This window comes from Microbacterium terrae (genome assembly GCF_017831975.1).
GTDB lineage: Bacteria > Actinomycetota > Actinomycetes > Actinomycetales > Microbacteriaceae > Microbacterium > Microbacterium terrae.
The window spans coordinates 2,165,679-2,182,634 of the sequence record NZ_JAFDSS010000001.1 but is presented as its reverse complement, the minus strand read 5'-3'; the positions used below and the strand labels follow the sequence as shown (position 1 = coordinate 2,182,634).

The window sequence follows — 16,956 nt, the reverse complement described above, 5'->3', positions numbered from 1 at the left end:
GACCTACTCCGCGTCGTGATCGGTGGTGAGCAGCTCCGACAGCGTGTCGAGCACGGCCTCGGCGCCCTCGCCGTCGGCGGTGATCGTGACGTAGTCGCCGTGCTCGACGCCGAGCGAGATGACACCGAGGATACTGGCTGCGTTGACGGGCGTGCCCGACCCCTTCTGGAGTGTGACCGGGATGCCGGCATCCTTCGCCGCCGTCGCGAACAGCTTCGCCGGGCGGGCGTGGAGTCCGTGGGATGAGCCGATGTGCACGGTGCGGGTGACGGGTGCCATGGGATGACCTCTCTGTCTGTACTTCTCGGTCCTGCGGTGTTCGTGGTTCAGGGGAGGGGTGCCGTGCCTGCGGCCGGAGGCAGCCCCCCGGAGCCTCCGACCGCGTCTCGCACGAGGGCGAGCGTGCGCGTGCCGTCGAGATCCTGGAAGATGTCGTGCGGCAGCAGCACGACCGTCGTCCCGCGCGGCGCCGCCTCCCGCTCGATGCGCTCCAGCGCATGAGAGAGATGCGGTCCCACGAGGACGACGTCGGCGGCATCGAGATCGATCGGAAGTGATCGCTCGGTGCCGGCGAAGGCGGAGTAGGACAGTCCCCGGTCGTGGGCGGCATGCCGCACACGCTGAGCGACGAAGGTGCTCGAGGCACCCGCTGCGCACACCACCAGGATCCTCATCGACCCGCCTCCTCTTGTTGCCATTGTGGTGAGCTTGTGCCGCCGCGACAACCAGGTCTCCTTCCGCAGGGGCGGAAGGAGGGGTGCGCCGAGTCGCCTCGGTGCCGGTCGGACGTGGTTGACTGGCCAGCACGATCGAGCGCCGGAGGAGGCGATGTGACACGCGCGAGACAGGACCGCCTGCTCGGCCTGCTCTCACGCGACGGCGACTGGGCGACGGCGTCGACCCTCGCCGACGCGATCGGGGTGACGCCCCGCAGCATCCGGTCGTACGTCACCGCGCTCAACGCCCGGGTCGCGCCGTCTCTCGCCGTCGAATCGGGGCCTCAGGGATATCGCGCCGCCCCCGATGCGGCGCTGGCGCTCCGCGCCGGCGGTGACGCCGCCACCCCGCGCGACCGGCTCCATCGGCTGGTGCGCGCGCTGCTCGATGCTCCCGACGGCATCGATGTGTTCGAGACCGCCGATGCGCTGTTCGTGAGCTCCGCCACCCTCGACGCCGACCTCTCGCGGGTGCGGGGCCTGCTCGGCGGCACCGAGCTCGTGCTGGAGCGCTCCGCATCGCGGGCTCGTCTCACCGGCACCGAGGTCGCCCAGCGGCGACTGCTCAGCCGCCTCGCGCACGACGAGATGGACGCCGGGTCGTTCGACCTCGCGGCGCTGCGCCGCACCCTCGGCGAAGGGTCGGCCGGCGCCGAGGCGTTCGGGCCCCTCAAGTCCGACCTCGCCGCACGGCTGAGCGCCCACGGCTGGTTCGTCAACGAGTACGGCATCGCCGACGCCGTCATGCACATCGCCATCGCCGCCGATCGGGTCGGCCAGGGGCGTCCGCTCGAGGCGCCGATGGGCACCGGCGACGCCGCCCATGACGAGGTCGCGGCGATCGTCGGCGAGCTCGCCGAGCAGCACCTGGACGTGCGCCTGGGCACGGGAGACCTGCAGCATCTCGCGACGCTCGTGCTCACGCGGGCCATCGCCCCGGGCGCCGCGTCCACCTCCGATCGGTCGCGGCTCGAGCCCGACGTCGAGACGGCCGTGCGCGAGGTCGTCGGCCTCGCGGCATCCGAGTTCCTCGTCGACATCGCCCACGACGACTTCATCACCCGCCTCGCGCTGCACGTGCAGAACCTCCGTCATCGGGCGCGGGAGCAGGCGTGGTCGCGCAATCCGCTCACCCGCTCGCTCAAGTCGACGTATCCGATGATCTTCGAGGTCGCGGTCTTCATCGCGAGCGGACTGCACGAGCGGCTGGGCATCCCGCTGCTCGACGACGAGATCGCGTACATCGCCATGCACGTGGGCGGGCGGCTCGAGCGCAGCCGCCGGTCCGACCAGCTGCTCACGGCCACGATCGTCTGCCCGGGCTACTACGAGCTCCACGAGCTGCTCCGCTCGAGCGTCGACCGCTCACTCGGTCAGGCGGTCGAAGTGGTGGGCGTCGAGACGCGGGTCGACCCGGACTGGGCCTCGATCGACACCGACCTCGTGCTCACCACGATCGATGCGCCGATGCCGGGCGACCGCGTGGTGCGCATCCAGCCGTTCCTCACCGATGCCGACGTCGAGCGGGTGCAGTCCGCCGCCGCACGGGTGCGTCGCGGACGCCGGCTCGCGCGCCTCCGCGGCGAGCTCGAGCGGTATGTGGACGCCTCGGCATTCGTGCGCGGCCTGAACGGCGACGACGAGGAGGGCGTGATCCGCCGACTCGGCGGACTGCTCGTCGCCCAGGGGGTCATCGACGCCGACTACGTCGATCGCACGATCGAGCGGGAGCGCCTCTCGTCGACGGCGTTCACCGACGCGCTCGCCGTGCCCCACGCCATGGGCATGACCGCCACGCGCACCGCCATCGCGATCGGCATCGCCGACCCGTCGATCGCGTGGGGCGGCGGTCGCGTGCAGGTCGTCGCCCTGGTCGCGTTCTCCGAGACCGACCGCGAGGCGTTCCAGACGGTCTTCGAGCAGTTCGTCGAGGTGTTCAGCGAGCGCGACAGCGTGCAGCGCATCGTGCGCCGGGCCGTCGATTTCGGCGGGTTCCTGGACGAGCTCGTCGCCGTCATCGACGGCTGAGTCCACGGCACGGCTGACGGCGTGCGTCGGCCGGGCGCGAGGTAGGCGGATGCTGCCGGGCGTCAGCCCCGCGCCAGACGGTGCTCGAGCCCCAAACGCACGGCGGGCCACTCACCCGGCAGGATCGAGAACACCACGGTGTCGCGGAGCGACCCGTCGGGGCCGAGCCGGTGGTTGCGCAGCACGCCGTCCTGCTTCGCGCCGAGCCGGGCGATCGCCGCGCGGGACTGGCGGTTGTGCCAGTGGGTGCGGAACTCGACCGCGATCGCGTCGCAGGTGTCGAACGCGTGGCCGAGCAGCAGCAGCTTCGCGGCGGTGTTCACCGCAGTGCGCTGCGCGTCGAGTCCGAGCCAGGTGTAGCCGATCTCGACGTGTCGGTTCGCCTGGTCGATGCTGCAGAACGTCGTCGAGCCCACGACGCGGCCGGTGTCGAGCCGGCGGATCGCCCAGGGGTTCATAACCCCCGCGTCGCGCTGCGCGAGTCGCGAGGCGACGTCGTCGTCGACCGAGTCCGTCGTCGGCACGGACGTGTACCAGGCGTGTTCGAGGCCCGCGGATGCCTCGGAGAGGTCTGCGGCGTGGTCGGGCGTGAGCGGCTCGAGGCGGACGTGGGCGTTCTCGAGCACGACGGGATCGGTGAGCAGCACCCCTTGAGCGTACGGCCTGCCTCCGGCGCATCCGGAACGGTCTTCCTCGGCTCATCCGGCACGGTCTGCGTCGCTGTCGCGCGGCCGTGTTCGACGCGGGCGGCGGATAACCTCAGTCGGCGTCGCGGTGCATGGCCTGTTCCACGACGGCCGCGCCGGCGACCGGATCGCCCTTCGCCACCGTCGAGGCGGCCCGCGCGGCGGCGATCGCACGACGCCCGGAGGGGAGCCACACCGCGAGACCCACGACGACGAACGTCAGGATGCCGGCGGCGACGAGGAGCAGTTCGATCGGCATCACGTCGGCGAGCGGGCCGAAGACCACCATGCCGAGGGGCATGGCGACCGCCATGACGATGCCGACGAAGCCGAACACGCGTCCTTGGCGCTCGGGCTCGACGGTCTCCTGCAGCAGGGTCATCGACGGCGTCGAGAAGAACGGCACGGCGAGACCGACGAGGAACATGATGGCGAAGAACACCCACACGTTCGGCGAGAGCCCGAGGCCGATCGACAGCACGCCGAACACCAGCGAGGCGACGATGATGAGCCCGACGCGGCTGCGCGCCGCGAAGAACGTGGCGATGAGGATGCCGCCGAGCATCATGCCCACGCTGAACGCGATCTCGAGCACGGCGAGGTTGACGACGTCCTGCGCCTCGCCCGCCGGGAACGAGCGCACCAGCATGAGCGGGGTGAGGTTGGACGGCGCCACCGTGAGCACGAAGATGATGGCGAACAGCACGAGCAGCCACCGGACGAACTCGTGGTGGGCGATGTAGCGCACCCCATCGACGAGGTCGGCGAAATAGCCGGTCTGGGCGTCCTGCGCGCGGCGCACGGCGCTGACCGACACGAACGAGAGCAGGCCGATCCCGATCACGGCGGTGACGACGTCGATGAAGAAGATCGGCACGAGCGCGGCGGACGAGCCGTCGTTGACGGCCGACGACCAGGCGTAGATCGCGCCGGCGACCGCGGGGGCGAGCAGGGCCATCGCCGACTGGATCGAGCCGTTGATGCCGTTGATGCGCATCAGGTGACGAGTCGGCGTGATCTGGGGGATGAGCGCGGCAACCGCAGGGGTCTGGATGCCGGCGCCGGCCGAGCGGACCGCGAGCACCGCGAAGATCAGCCACGGGGCGTCGAAGCCGCCGATCATCAGCAGAGCCAGCACGAGGGTCGACGCGGCGATCGCGGCGTCGGCGCCGATGATCAGGTACTTGCGGTTGTGCCGGTCGGCCCACACGCCGCCGAAGACCGAGACGACGGCCTGCGGCAGGAACCCGAAGATCGCCGCGAGGGTCATGATGACGCCCGACTGGTACGTGATCGTCAGGTACCAGAACACCGCGTACTGGACGAGCATCGAGCCGAACAGGCTCACGGTCTGGCCGCTCAGGAACAGGACGACCTTGGGCAGCCACCCGGGCGGGTCGGCGGCAGCCGTCGTCGCGTCGGCCGCATCGGCGGCGTCGGACGGCGCGGCGTCGTCGGTCGGCGGATCCGGCTGGTCGGTGTTCACGGGGTGCCCTCTGGTCGTGCGGACGCGCGTCGCGCGGAAAGGAGAATGCGAATCGCCTCGCGATATATCGCGTGTGCGACTGTAGCACGAGGGTGCGACATCCGACTCGCCGCCGACGCCGACCCTCGCGCCGCCGACGGGCGCGCGGGGCCGACGGCGGCGGAGCGGGCACTCGCCGCGTCAGTCGATGCCGGCGAGCAGCGCGCGCGCTCCGTCTGTGAGCGCGCCGATACGGGCCGCGGCGTCGTCGGGGGAGTCGCCCCGCACGTCGAGGTACAGCTTCAGCTTCGGCTCGGTGCCGCTCGGGCGCACCACGACACGCGATCCGTCGGCGAGCCACAGCCGCAGCACGTCGCCGGGCGGAAGACCGTCGACGCCCTCGAGCAGGTCGTCGACCCGGTCGACCGCGACCCCGCCGACGGCGGACGGATGCTCCGCCCGCAGCGCCGCCATGATGCGCGCGATCGTCGAGACGTCATCCACGCGCACCGAGATCTGGTCGCTCGCGAACGAGCCGAAGGTCGCGTCGAATTCGGTGAGCAGGTCTGCGACGCCGAGGCCCCGGCCGCGCGCCTCGGCGGCCATGCCGAGCATCGCGATCGCCGCCGAGATGCCGTCCTTGTCGCGCACCGTCTCCGGGTTCACGAGGTACCCGAGCGCCTCCTCGAAGCCGAACACGATCCCCGGGGCGCGGGAGATCCACTTGAACCCGGTGAGCGTCGCGTGCGCGTCGAGGCCGTAGTGCTCCGCCACCGCGGCGAGCCCCGGCGACGAGACGAGCGAGCAGGCGAGCGAGGCGCCGTCCGGCGCCCCCGCCTCCGCCGTCAGCCGCGCGGCGCGCCAGCCGAGCAGCAGGCCGATCTGGTTGCCGGTGAGCCGTCGCCAGCCGCCGTCGGCCCCGGCATCCGGGATCGCGACGGCGAGACGATCGGCATCGGGATCGTTCGCGATGACGAGTTCGGCGCCCGCCTCGCGCGCGGTCTCGAACGCGAGGTCCATCGCGCCGGGCTCCTCGGGGTTCGGGAACGCGACAGTGGGGAAGGCTCCGTCGGGCTCCAGCTGCGCCGCAACGGGCACCGGCTGCGGGTAGCCGGCTGCCTCGAGGATGCGCGAGAACGTCTCCCACCCGACGCCGTGCATCGCGGTGTAGACCCAGCGGAGCCCGTCGGCGCCCTCCGGAGCCGGAGCGACCGCCGCCGTCGCGGCGACGTACTCCTCGACCACCGACTCCGGCGCGTGCGCGAACGCGAGCGAGCGGGGGAGCGCGGCGATGTCGCCCTCGGCGGCCACGCGCTCGATGTGCGCCGCGATCTCGGCGTCTGCCGGCGACACGATCTGCGACCCGGCGTCCTCGCCGCCGAGGTAGACCTTGTACCCGTTGTCGTTCGGTGGGTTGTGGCTCGCGGTCACCATGACGCCGGCCGCGGCATCCAGGTGTCGCACGGCGAAGGCGAGCACCGGTGTCGGCAGGAGGCGGGGGAGGAGCATCGCCCGCAGGCCTGCGCCGGCGAAGATCTCGGCCGAGTCGCGGGCGAACACGTCGGAGTTGCGGCGCCCGTCGAAGCCGATGACGACCACGGGTGCGGTGTCGGGGTCTTCGTCCTCCCCGACGTCGGCGGCGAGGCCCGCCCGCTCGCGCACGTACGCCGCCAGACCGGCGGCCGCCTGGGCGACGAGCACGCGGTTCATGCGGTTGCTGCCGGCACCCAGTTCGCCGCGCAGGCCCGCGGTGCCGAAGGCGAGCCGCCCGCCGAAGCGGTCGGCGAGGTCGGCTGCGGCGTCGTCTTCGCCGGCCTCGGCCCGTTCGATGACCGCGCGCAGCTGGGCGCGCGTCTCGCCGTCGGGGTCCTGCGCGAGCCAGGCGTGAGCGGTGGCGACGAGCGCGGCCTCCGGCGTCGCGGCATCCGTCGACGCACCGGCCGAGGCGGCGCCCGCGGTGTCGTCGTCGGCCGTCGGAGCGGTGCCGCCCTCGTCGTTCACAGCGCCCCGATCACGCGGGCCAGCAGCGATGAGATGACCGGCTCGGCCTCGCGGCCCGCCTCGATCACCTCCTGATGGCTGAGGGGAGTGGTCTGGATGCCGGCGGCCATGTTCGTGATCAGCGAGAATCCGAGGATCTCCATGCCGGCCTGGCGCGCGGCGATCGCCTCGAGGGCGGTCGACATTCCGACGATGTGCCCGCCGATCGTCTTCGCCATGCGCACCTCTGCCGGCGTCTCGTACTGCGGCCCCTGGAACTGGCAGTAGACGCCCTCGTCGAGGCTGGGGTCGATCTGCCGCGCGAGGTCGCGCAGGCGCATCGAGTAGAGGTCGGTGAGGTCGATGAACGTCGCGCCTTCGAGGGGCGAGTCGCCGGTCAGGTTGATGTGGTCGCTGATGAGCACGGGCTGGCCGGGCTTCCACGTCGGCTTGATGCCGCCGGCGCCGTTGGTGAGCACCATGATGCGGGCGCCGGTGGCCGCGGCGGTGCGCACGCTGTGCACCACGCGGCGCACGCCGTGGCCTTCGTAGTAGTGCGTGCGGGCGCCCATGATGAGCACGCTGCGCCCCTTGGGCGTGCGGATGCTGCGGATCGTGCCGACGTGGCCTTCGAGCGCCGGAGCGCTGAAGCCGGTCACCTCGGTCGCGGGGAACGCCGCGATCTCGTCGCCGATGAGCTCGGCCGAGCGGCCCCACCCGCTGCCGAGGGTGAGGGCGACGTCGTGGCGCTCGACGCCGGTGAGGCGTGCGATGTCGTTCGCCGCCTGCGTCGCGACCTCGAAGGGGTCGGCGGTGGGATCGTCGAGCGGGTTGGTGCTGCTGTCTGACATGCCCCCACCTTAGAGAGCGGAGAACCGCAGAGCCAGAGACGCATATCGCGGGGGTGTCGTCGCGCGTGCGTGCGACAGGGAAGAATGGATGCCATGTCTGTGAGCTTCGAGCGCACCCAGAGCGTCGCGATCATCGGTGGCGGCCCCGGCGGCTACGAGGCGGCTCTGGCCGCCGCCCAGCTCGGAGCGGAGGTCACGGTCGTCGAACGCGCCGGCATCGGCGGCTCGGCGGTGATCACCGACGTCGTGCCCTCGAAGACCCTCATCGCCACCGCCGACGCGGCCGTCGCGATCGCGGGGGCGAGCGACCTGGGCGTGCAGCTGTTCGCGCACAGCGCCGAGGGCAAGCCCCTCAAACCCGAGATCGCCATCAACCTGCGCGCGGTCAACAAGCGCCTGCTCACCCTCGCCCGCCAGCAGTCCGACGACATGCGGGCATCGCTCGCGGAGGCGGGCGTGCGCATCCTCACCGGGCACGGGCGGCTCGAGGGCGACAACGCCGTCGTGGTCTCGACCGGGCCGGGGGGTACCGACTTCGACCGCATCGAGGCCGACACCCTCGTCGTGTCGGTCGGCGCGTCGCCGCGCGAGCTCGACAGCGCGCGGCCCGACGGCAAGCGCATCCTGACCTGGACGCAGCTGTACGACATGCCCGCCGTCCCCGAGCACCTGATCGTGGTGGGCTCGGGCGTCACCGGCGCGGAGTTCGCCGGTGCCTACATGAACCTCGGCGCGAAGGTCACGCTCGTCTCCAGCCGCGACCAGGTGCTGCCCGGCGAGGACTCCGATGCCGCCGCGGTGCTCGAGAAGGTCTTCAAGCGCGGCGGCATGACGCTGCTGTCGAAGTCACGGGCCGACAAGGTCGAGAACACCGGAGACGGCGTCATCGTCACCCTCTCGGACGGCCGCGTCGTCGAGGGCAGCCACTGCCTCATGGCGGTCGGGTCCATCCCCAACACCGCCGGCATCGGGCTCGAGGAGGCCGGTGTGCAGATGACCGACTCCGGGCACATCCAGGTGAACAAGGTCGCCCGCACCTCGGTGCCGAACATCTACGCCGCCGGCGACTGCACCACCTTCGTCCCGCTGGCCTCGGTCGCCTCGATGCAGGGCCGAACCGCCGTGTTCCACGCGCTCGGCGACGTGGTCATCCCGCTCGAGCGGCGCCGCATCACCTCGAACATCTTCACCGCGCCCGAGATCGCCACGATCGGGTGGCAGCAGAAGGACATCGAGGACGGCCTCATCAACGGCGTCGTGCACAAGCTGCCGCTCGCGGCGAACCCTCGCGCGAAGATGATGGGCATGAAGGACGGCTTCGTCAAGCTGATCGCCCGTCAGGGCAGCGGCACCGTCATCGGCGGCGTGATCGTCGGCCCGCGCGCATCCGAGCTCATCTACCCGATCGCGATCGCCGTCGAGCGCCGCCTCACGGTCGACCAGGTCTCGCGCGTGTTCGCGGTCTACCCGTCGCTGTCGGGAAGCATCACGGATGCCGCTCGCGCGATGCACGTCGTCGACCACAACGTCTACGGCGGCTGAGCCCCCGCGGGGAGATCACGGCTGCGTGCCGAGGATCGTGACGACGTACGTCGTCGCGGGATCGCTGCGCGTGGCCGTGGCCGTGGTCGATGTCACGCCCGTCAGCGTGTCGGCGCCGTCCAGGCCGACCTCGATGAGGTGCGGCTCGTCAGTGCAGTCCACCTCGGTCTGCCAGCCGGTCGATGACCCGACTGCGGTGGTCGTGATGCCGAAGCTCGCCGATCCGCCGCCGAAGCACGACAGCTCCACGCCCGTGAGGTCGACCGGCACATCGAAAGTCAGCGTCGTGCCGCCGTCTGCGGTGGTCGTCGACCCGGCGAACGTCCCGAGGATGTCCGACCGGCCATCCGCCCGCGCGATCGTCTCGTCCATCCACGCCTGGGCAGCTTCCTGGTCGACCTCGGGCGGCGCGGCGCAGCCGCTGAGAAGCAGGGCCGAGGCGACGACGACGACGCCGGCGACGGCGCAGGGGCGAGCGGGCATGGCTCACCCTAGCGCGGTCGCGAGACGGGAACCGTGAACGGCGTCAGCTGATCGTGAGCAGCTGGTGCCCGGCCGAGACCGTTGTGCCTGCGGCGGCGTTGATCGCGCCGATGACGCCGTCCTTGTGCGCCTGGATCGGCTGCTCCATCTTCATCGCCTCGAGCACCACGACGAGATCGCCCTTGACGACCTGCTGGCCCTCTTCGACGGCGACCTTGACGATCGTCGCCTGCATCGGCGCCTTCACCGCGTCGCCCGACGCGCCGGCGACGACCGTCGTGGCGTGCGAGCGCCGCGACGGCGGCACCGCGGCCGGGCGGCCGGCGACGCCGGGCGCGGCTGCGATGCGGTCGGGGAGGCTCACCTCGAGGCGCTTGCCGGCGACCTCGACGACCACCGTGTGGCGGTTCTCGGCGGGAGCGGGCGATTCGAGCTCGCCGTCCCACGGGGCGATGTCGTTGTCGAACTCGGTCTCGATCCAGCGCGTGAACACGCCGAACTCGCCGTCGACGGCGGTGAACGCGGAGTCGCGCACCACCTTGCGGTGGAACGGGAGGACCGTCGGCAGGCCGGCGACCTCGAACTCGTCGAGGGCGCGTCGCGAGCGCTCCAGCGCCTCGGCGCGGTCACGGCCGGTGACGATGATCTTCGCCAGCAGCGAGTCGAACGAGCCGCTCACGCTGTCGCCGGCGGTAACGCCGGAGTCAAGACGGATGCCGGGGCCGCCGAACGTCTTGAAGACGTGGATCGGACCGGGCTGGGGCAGGAAGCCGCGGCCGGGGTCTTCGCCGTTGATGCGGAACTCGATCGAGTGGCCGTCGGGCTCGGGGTCGTCGTAGCCGAGCTCCTCGCCCTCGGCGAGGCGGAACTGCTCGCGCACGAGGTCGAGGCCGGTGACCTCCTCCGACACGGGGTGCTCCACCTGCAGGCGGGTGTTCACCTCGAGGAACGAGATGGTGCCGTCGGCGCCGATGAGGAACTCGCACGTCCCGGCGCCGACGTAGCCGACCTCGCGCAGGATCGCCTTGGACGACGTGTAGAGGATCTCGTTCTGCTCGTCCGAGAGGAACGGCGCAGGGGCCTCCTCGACGAGCTTCTGGTGGCGGCGCTGCAGCGAGCAGTCGCGCGTCGAGACGACGACGACGTTGCCGGCGGCGTCGGCGAGGCACTGGGTCTCGACGTGGCGCGGCTTGTCGAGGTACTTCTCGACGAAGCATTCGCCGCGGCCGAACGCGGTGATCGCCTCGCGCGTCGCCGACTCGAAGAGCTCGGCGACCTCGTCGAGGGCGCGAGCGACCTTGAGGCCGCGCCCGCCGCCGCCGTATGCGGCCTTGATGGCGATGGGGAGGCCCACCTGCTCGGCGAACGCGACGACCTCGTCGGCGCCGGAGACGGGACCCGGGGTGCCGGGGGCGAGCGGAGCGCCGACCTTCTCGGCGACGGCGCGCGCCGTCACCTTGTCGCCGAGGGCCTCGATGGCCTCGGGCGACGGGCCGATCCAGATGAGGCCGGCGCCGATCACGGCGCGGGCGAAGTCGGCGTTCTCGGCGAGGAACCCGTATCCCGGGTGCACGGCGTCGGCACCGGAGCGGCGAGCGACCGACAGGATCTTCTCGATCGAGAGGTACGTCTCGGCGCTCGTCGAGCCCTCGAGGGCGTAGGCCTCGTCGGCGAGCCGGGCGTGCATGGCGTCGCGATCCTGGTCGGCGTAGACGGCGACCGAGAGCTTGCCCGCATCGCGGGCGGCGCGGATGACGCGGACGGCGATCTCGCCGCGGTTGGCAACGAGAACCTTGGCGATCTGAGGCATGGATGTCAGCCTACCGACGCCTTCGCCCGGTCTTTTGAGCGGTTCACACAAGAACGGGTCGAAAACGTGGGATTCCTACTACAACATCGGCGTGGCGCAATCAGGGGCGCTCGGCGACGGCCGCGGCATCCAGCCCGTCCCAGACGGGATCGACGCTGTTCCACAGCGCAGTCCATTCCACGCCCACCTCGCGGGCGAGCGCGCGCAGAGTCGAGACCGACATGCCCACCACCGTCGAAGGGTCTCCGTCGACCCGCGTGATGAACGCGCCGCCGAGGCTGTCGACGGTGAATGCCCCCGCGACCTGCAGCGGCTCGCCGGTGGCGACGTACGCGTCGATCTCGGCGTCGGTGATGTCGCCCGCGAAGGTGACGGATGCCTCGGCCACGGCGTGCACCTCGTGCGGAGCCGTTCCGGGGGAGAGGCGCACCACGGCGTGGCCGGAGTGCAGCACTCCGGTGCGCCCGCGCATCGCGCGCCACCGCGCCCGCGCGTTCTCGGGCGTGTGCGGTTTGCCGAGCACCTGGCCGTCGAGTTCGAACATCGAGTCGCCGCCGATCACGATGCCGTCGAAGTCGGGGATGTCGTCGGCGAGTCGCGCCGCGACGTCGGCGGCCTTGCGCCGTGCGAGCAGCAGCACGTGCTCGTCGGGGGCGAGCGTGCGCCCTTCGGCGGCTTCGACGGCGGCGATCACCGCCTCCTCGTCGACGTCGGGTGCGACCGTGAGGGGGCGGATGCCGAACTGCCGCAGCAGCATCAGGCGGGCGGGCGAGGTGGAGGCGAGGCACACGCGCATGGCACCACCGTACCCACGCGCCGTAGGCTCGACGGGTGAGTGCACCCGGAGAGACCATCGACCTCGACATCACGGGCGTCGCCCACGGCGGGGTGTTCGTCGGCCGTCACGAAGGCCGCGTCGTCTTCGTGCCCGACGCGATCCCCGGCGAGCGGGTGCGGGTGCGACTCACCGACACGTCGAAGAAGTCGTTCTGGCGCGGTGACGCCCTCGAGGTGCTGGATGCGTCGCCGCACCGCCGGCCGCATGTCTGGCGCCAGGCCGACATCGACGTCGCCCCCGAGGCGCGACCGGGCGGAGCCGACTTCGGGCACATCGAGCTCGGCGAGCAGCGGCGGCTGAAGCTGCAGGTGCTGCGTGAGGCGTTCGAGCGCGTCGGCGGCATCGACTCGGCGCCCGTGGCGATCGAGGCGCCCGACGGCGACTCCGCCGACGGGACCGGCTGGCGCACCCGGGTGAGCCTGCACGTCGACGGCGACGGCCGCATAGGCCCGTTCGCGGCGCGCAGCCACCGGGTCGTTCCCGTGGAGGACCTGCCCCTGGCGACGCCGGCTGTCGCCGAGGCTGCGCTGCGCCTGCGCGGCGGCGAGCTCGGCCGCATCGATCTCGTGCAGCCCGCCGATGGCCGGGTGCGGGTGCTGCCCCGCCCCGACGCCGTGCGTCCGCCCGCTCGCGGTGGCGATCGTCGGCGCGGCCGCGGCGCCCCCGCACCGAAGCCGCGACCGAAGGAGCCCACTCCGGAGGTGATCCGCGAGAGCGTCGATGGGCGGGAGTTCCGCCTCGACGTGGGCGGCTTCTGGCAGGTGCACCGGCTGGCGGCGCAGACGCTGACCCGAGCGGTCGCCGCCGAGCTGCGGGCGCTGCGCCCCGATGGGCCCGCGATCGACCCCGACGCGTGGCACCTCGACCTCTACGGCGGCGTCGGGCTGTTCGCTGCGACCCTCGGCGATCTGGGAGGCCCGGCGACGCGCGTGACGAGCGTCGAGTCCGACCCCCGTGCGACCGACCACGCCGGCGAGAACCTCGTCGACTGGGTCGGGGCCCGCGCCGAGACCGGGCGCGTCGACCGATGGATCGCCCGGCTCGCGGCCGAGGCATCCGCCGCCGAACGCGACAGGCTCGCGCGCGGCGTGGTGCTGCTCGACCCGCCCCGGGCGGGTGCCGGACGCGAGGTCGTCGAGCAGATCGCCGCCCTCGGCCCCGAGACCGTCGTCTACGTCGCGTGTGATCCCGTGGCGCTGGCACGAGACCTCCGCACCTTCCGCGAATCGGGCTACGAAGCATCGCGCGTGCGCGCGCTCGACCTGTTCCCCGCGTCGCACCACGTCGAGGCCGTCGCCGTGCTCGGCCGGGCATGACGGTGCTGCGGCGACGACCCGGCGCGGGGTGGATAGGCTGGCGGACATGACACGCGTGGCCCTGATCGACGACCACGAGTCGGTGCGACTCGGACTCGCCGCCGCGTGCGCGCGCAGCGGCACCAAGCAGGTCGTCTTCTCGGGGAGCAACGTCACCGAGTACCTCGACTGGCGTTCGTTCGCCGCCGCCGCGCCGGCGGACGTGGTCGTGCTCGACCTCACGCTCGGCGACGGCACGACGGTGACCGAGAACGTGCGCGCGCTGGTCGCCGACGGATCGAGCGTCATCATCCACAGCGTCGCCGACCGGCCGGCAGCCGTGCGCGAGGCGCTGTCGGCAGGCGCCACCGGCGTGGTCAGCAAGGCGTCGCCGATCGACGACGTCATCGCCGCCATCCGCACCGTCGCCCGGGGGGAGCCCCTCAACAACGTCGAGTGGGCGAGCGCCGTCGAAGGCGATCGCGAGTTCGCCGACGCCCAGCTGTCGGCTCGCGAGCGCGAGGTGCTCCGCCTGTACGCCGCCGGGCTCCCGCTCAAGATGGTCGCCGAGCGACTGGGCATCGCGTATTCGACCGCCAAGGAGAACATCACCCGCATCCGGGTGAAGTACGTCGAGGTCGGTCGCCCCGCACCGACCAAGGTCGACCTCGCCCGTCGGGCGATGGAGGACGGACTCCTCGTCGAACCCACGGACATCGGCGGGATCGCCAGTGGCAGCTGAGGCGCCGACGACCCTCCTCGAGAGCGCCTGGCGCCTCATCCCGTCCGCACGCGGTGTGCACGGCGGCGTCGGATCGTTCACCCGCACCCGGGTCGAGCGGATCATCTCGCTCGTGGCGGGTCTCGGTTCGCTCGCGCTCGGGATGCAGGCGTTCCTCACTGCGCTCGGGCCCTACGACGAGCGGCCGGCGTGGCACACGCCCCTCATGATCGGCGTTTTCGGGCCGCTGGCCGTGATGATCCTCGCGTGCCTCGTCGGCCGCGGGGTGCGGGTCAGCGCCGGTGTCTTCGCGCTCGCCTACGTGCTCGCCCTCATCGCGTGGCCGATCGCGACGGTGCAGTCGGCTCCCGAGGCGACATCCCAGCCGTGGATCTGGTACCTGGTGAACATCGCGACGCTCGCCGCGGTGCTCGCGTTCCCGATGCCGCTGCAGATCGTGTGGACCGCCGCGGTGCCGCTCATGTACGGGCTCGTGCGGCTCATCCAGGTCGGCTTCTCGCAGGAGTTCATCATCGGGGTGGCGCTCGACGTCTCGTTCGCCCTGATCCTGGGGTCGATGCTGCTGACGCTCGGGTGGGTGTTCCGCTCGGTCGCCGCGGGCGTAGATCAGACGCGCGCGCAGGCGGTCGCCTCCTACGCCGAGGCTGCCGCCGCCGACGCCCTCGAGCAGGAGCGCGTCGAAGTCGCCGCACTCATGCACGACAGCGTGCTCGCTGCGCTCATCGCCGCCGAGCGGGCCGAGACGCCCCGCGAGCGAGCCCTCGCGGTGACGATGGCGCGCGAGGCGCTGACGCGTCTGGCCAACACGGAGCAGGATTCGCGTGAGGGCACCGACGAGCCGCGCACACCCGACGACATCGCCGACGCGATCGAGCAGGCGGCGCGAGAGCTCGGCGCAGACCTGCGCGCGGTGCGCACGATCGACGACGAGGCCCCGGCGCTGCCCGGACGCATCGCCGCGGCGCTCGCGCTCGCCGCCACGCAGGCGGTCGCCAACGCGCTTCAGCACGCCGGCGGTGCGGGACTCACCCTGACCGTCGCCGGAGACCACGCCGGCGTGGACATCTCGGTGGTCGACCGCGGCGAGGGGTTCGACGTCGACTCCGTGGAGGATGATCGTCTGGGCATCCGCGCCTCGATCCTCGCCCGGGTCGCGGCCGTCGGCGCCACGGCCAGCATCGCCTCGGGGCAGGACGGGACCGTGGTCACGATCCGTTGGAGGCGGAGGATCTCGTGATCAGCGTCAAGAACGTCCTCGTCGCACTCGCCGTCGCATTCACGGCGTACCTCGCTGCACGCGGCCTCTGGTGGACCGAGCCGGTCGTCGCGCCGCTGGTGATCGTGGCCACCCTCGGGCTCTATCTGCTCACCACGCTGCTGTGCGTCGTGTGGGAGCCGCGCCGCGCGCGCGGTGTCGACGACGATGACGCCGAGTCCGACGGCGTCCCCGCCGAAACCGCGGTCACGGATGCCGAGACCGCCGAACCCGGTACCGCGACCGAGCCGGCGCGTGCCGCGGCCCCGCTCCCGATGGCCGCGCAGGTGCTGGCGCTCGTGTGCGCCGTCCTGGTGCCGAGTGCCGTCGCCTACGCGGTGGGTCCGGACGCACGGACCGCGCCCTTCGCCACCTGGTACCTCGGCGGCATCGGGGCCCTCATGACCATCGTGATGGTGCGCCGCCGCCCCTGGACGGCGTGGGTGGGCACCGCGCTCCTCGCGATCGCGTCGATGGTGTGGATCGGCCCGGCCGCGGCTCTCGCTCTCGGGCTCGTCGGATCGATCGTGTGGGTGGGGGTCGCGCAGCTGCTGGTGTGGTCGCTCGATCGCGCCGAGCGCGACACCGCCCGGCTCGCCGGTCTGCAGAGGGCGGCGTCGGCCTGGCAGGCGTCGCAGCTCGCGCGGCGCCGTGAGCGCCGCGTGCGGGTGCAGCAGGCGCTCACCGCCGCCGGCCCCGTGCTCTCGCGGGCGATCGCTCAGGGCGGCACCCTCACCGCGGAGGACCGACTCGAGGCGCGGCTCGCCGAGGGGCGCCTGCGCGACGAGATGCGCGGCCCTCGCCTGCTCGACGACGAGGTGCGCGGCGAGCTCGAGCGGGCACGGCGTCGCGGGGCGCACGTCACCGTGCTCGATGAGGGCGGCCTCGAGGGGATCGACGAAAGCGACCTCTCGGTCATCCGCGGGCAGCTCGCCGAGACGCTGCGCACCGCGGCCTCGGAGCGGCTCTACATCCGCACCTCGCCCGACGCTCGGGTCGCCGTCACCGTGGTGGGGCGCTCGACCGCCGTCGGCGGCGGGCACTCCGACGAGGACGAAGTCGACCTCTGGCGCGAGATCGCCCACCCGGGCGCCGCGTAGCAGCGTTCGCCGCGCCGTTCGCACGGGCGCAGGGCTCCCGCGCCCTCCGCGAGCGCGTGGCGCACTCCCGCGGGCGCGGAGGGACAGCATCCTGGCCGCGCCGCAGCGGCGCGTTCCCGCGCTCGGCGACCGCGTGCTGCATCCTGCACGCGCCGCGATGGCGCC

15 protein-coding genes are annotated in these 16,956 nt (G+C 72.3%); 6 read left to right on the top strand and 9 right to left on the bottom strand.

Annotation, left to right across the window (positions count from 1 at the left end; all coding sequences use genetic code 11):
• Positions 1–3: 3 nt before the first annotated feature.
• Both JOD63_RS10070 and JOD63_RS10065 read right to left on the bottom strand, forming a co-directional pair.
• The gene (locus tag JOD63_RS10070) at positions 4–279 is read right to left on the bottom strand and encodes an HPr family phosphocarrier protein (protein ID WP_045275244.1); all 276 of its coding nucleotides are present in this window, start codon (positions 277–279) and stop codon (positions 4–6) included.
• A gap of 47 nt (positions 280–326) precedes the next feature.
• Complete coding sequence (locus JOD63_RS10065; RefSeq protein WP_045275245.1) at positions 327–674, bottom strand: PTS sugar transporter subunit IIB; 348 nt, start codon at positions 672–674, stop codon at positions 327–329.
• 156 nt (positions 675–830) lie between these two features.
• Between JOD63_RS10065 and JOD63_RS10060 the strand changes: the two genes are divergently transcribed.
• Positions 831–2,744, top strand: coding sequence for a BglG family transcription antiterminator (locus tag JOD63_RS10060; protein ID WP_045275246.1), 1,914 nt, complete (start codon positions 831–833; stop codon positions 2,742–2,744).
• A 62-nt stretch (positions 2,745–2,806) separates the two neighbouring features.
• Here the strand turns inward: JOD63_RS10060 and JOD63_RS10055 are convergent, their stop codons facing one another.
• The 4 genes from JOD63_RS10055 to JOD63_RS10040 all read right to left on the bottom strand — a co-directional run bounded on the left by JOD63_RS10055 (position 2,807) and on the right by JOD63_RS10040 (position 7,726).
• Positions 2,807–3,391: a GNAT family N-acetyltransferase gene (locus JOD63_RS10055; RefSeq protein ID WP_045275247.1), complete on the bottom strand. Its 585-nt coding sequence runs from the start codon at positions 3,389–3,391 to the stop codon at positions 2,807–2,809.
• A 112-nt stretch (positions 3,392–3,503) separates the two neighbouring features.
• Positions 3,504–4,916, bottom strand: a complete 1,413-nt coding sequence (locus JOD63_RS10050; protein ID WP_245617959.1) for an MFS transporter — start codon at positions 4,914–4,916, stop codon at positions 3,504–3,506.
• A 180-nt stretch (positions 4,917–5,096) separates the two neighbouring features.
• The gene (locus JOD63_RS10045) at positions 5,097–6,896 is read right to left on the bottom strand and encodes a phospho-sugar mutase (RefSeq protein ID WP_211088093.1); all 1,800 of its coding nucleotides are present in this window, start codon (positions 6,894–6,896) and stop codon (positions 5,097–5,099) included.
• Positions 6,893–7,726: a purine-nucleoside phosphorylase gene (locus JOD63_RS10040; RefSeq protein WP_045275248.1), complete on the bottom strand. Its 834-nt coding sequence runs from the start codon at positions 7,724–7,726 to the stop codon at positions 6,893–6,895. The genes JOD63_RS10045 and JOD63_RS10040 overlap by 4 nt, the downstream gene beginning before the upstream one ends.
• A 93-nt stretch (positions 7,727–7,819) precedes the next feature.
• On the opposite strand from JOD63_RS10040, the gene JOD63_RS10035 reads away from it, so the two are divergent.
• On the top strand, positions 7,820–9,268 hold the full coding sequence (locus JOD63_RS10035; protein ID WP_407664997.1) for an NAD(P)H-quinone dehydrogenase: 1,449 nt from the start codon (positions 7,820–7,822) through the stop codon (positions 9,266–9,268).
• A 15-nt stretch (positions 9,269–9,283) separates the two neighbouring features.
• Here the strand turns inward: JOD63_RS10035 and JOD63_RS10030 are convergent, their stop codons facing one another.
• The 3 genes from JOD63_RS10030 to JOD63_RS10020 form a co-directional block, all read right to left on the bottom strand.
• Positions 9,284–9,751: a hypothetical protein gene (locus JOD63_RS10030; protein WP_045275250.1), complete on the bottom strand. Its 468-nt coding sequence runs from the start codon at positions 9,749–9,751 to the stop codon at positions 9,284–9,286.
• A gap of 43 nt (positions 9,752–9,794) precedes the next feature.
• Entirely contained in the window at positions 9,795–11,561 is a 1,767-nt protein-coding gene (locus JOD63_RS10025; RefSeq protein ID WP_045275251.1) for an acetyl/propionyl/methylcrotonyl-CoA carboxylase subunit alpha, read from the bottom strand.
• Between the two features lie 100 nt (positions 11,562–11,661).
• A complete protein-coding gene (locus JOD63_RS10020) occupies positions 11,662–12,357 on the bottom strand; it encodes a Maf family protein (protein WP_045275252.1) in 696 nt (231 codons plus the stop codon).
• A gap of 35 nt (positions 12,358–12,392) precedes the next feature.
• Between JOD63_RS10020 and JOD63_RS10015 the strand changes: the two genes are divergently transcribed.
• From JOD63_RS10015 to JOD63_RS10000, 4 genes are read left to right on the top strand one after another with little or no spacing between them, the layout of a single operon-like run.
• Entirely contained in the window at positions 12,393–13,715 is a 1,323-nt protein-coding gene (locus tag JOD63_RS10015) for a class I SAM-dependent RNA methyltransferase (RefSeq protein ID WP_045275253.1), read from the top strand.
• 46 nt (positions 13,716–13,761) lie between these two features.
• Entirely contained in the window at positions 13,762–14,436 is a 675-nt protein-coding gene (locus JOD63_RS10010; RefSeq protein ID WP_045275254.1) for a response regulator transcription factor, read from the top strand.
• Positions 14,426–15,673, top strand: a complete 1,248-nt coding sequence (locus JOD63_RS10005) for a sensor histidine kinase (protein ID WP_211088092.1) — start codon at positions 14,426–14,428, stop codon at positions 15,671–15,673. Before JOD63_RS10010 ends, JOD63_RS10005 begins: the two co-directional genes overlap by 11 nt.
• Positions 15,670–16,791 carry a hypothetical protein gene (locus JOD63_RS10000; RefSeq protein WP_084613461.1) on the top strand — a complete coding sequence of 374 codons (1,122 nt, stop codon included), beginning with the start codon at positions 15,670–15,672 and terminating at the stop codon, positions 16,789–16,791. Before JOD63_RS10005 ends, JOD63_RS10000 begins: the two co-directional genes overlap by 4 nt.
• The last annotated feature ends 165 nt before the right edge of the window (positions 16,792–16,956 follow it).

Excerpts from the sequence above, each read along its gene's own strand:
- JOD63_RS10020 (WP_045275252.1), bottom strand. The coding sequence starts at position 12,357 with ATGCGCGTGTGCCTCGCCTCCACCTCGCCCGCCCGCCTGATGCTGCTG.
- JOD63_RS10070 (WP_045275244.1), bottom strand. The coding sequence starts at position 279 with ATGGCACCCGTCACCCGCACCGTGCACATCGGCTCATCCCACGGACTC.
- JOD63_RS10010 (WP_045275254.1), top strand. The coding sequence starts at position 13,762 with ATGACACGCGTGGCCCTGATCGACGACCACGAGTCGGTGCGACTCGGA.
- JOD63_RS10030 (WP_045275250.1), bottom strand. The coding sequence starts at position 9,751 with ATGCCCGCTCGCCCCTGCGCCGTCGCCGGCGTCGTCGTCGTCGCCTCG.
- JOD63_RS10040 (WP_045275248.1), bottom strand. The coding sequence starts at position 7,726 with ATGTCAGACAGCAGCACCAACCCGCTCGACGATCCCACCGCCGACCCC.
- JOD63_RS10065 (WP_045275245.1), bottom strand. The coding sequence starts at position 674 with ATGAGGATCCTGGTGGTGTGCGCAGCGGGTGCCTCGAGCACCTTCGTC.
- JOD63_RS10035 (WP_407664997.1), top strand. The coding sequence starts at position 7,820 with ATGTCTGTGAGCTTCGAGCGCACCCAGAGCGTCGCGATCATCGGTGGC.
- JOD63_RS10025 (WP_045275251.1), bottom strand. The coding sequence starts at position 11,561 with ATGCCTCAGATCGCCAAGGTTCTCGTTGCCAACCGCGGCGAGATCGCC.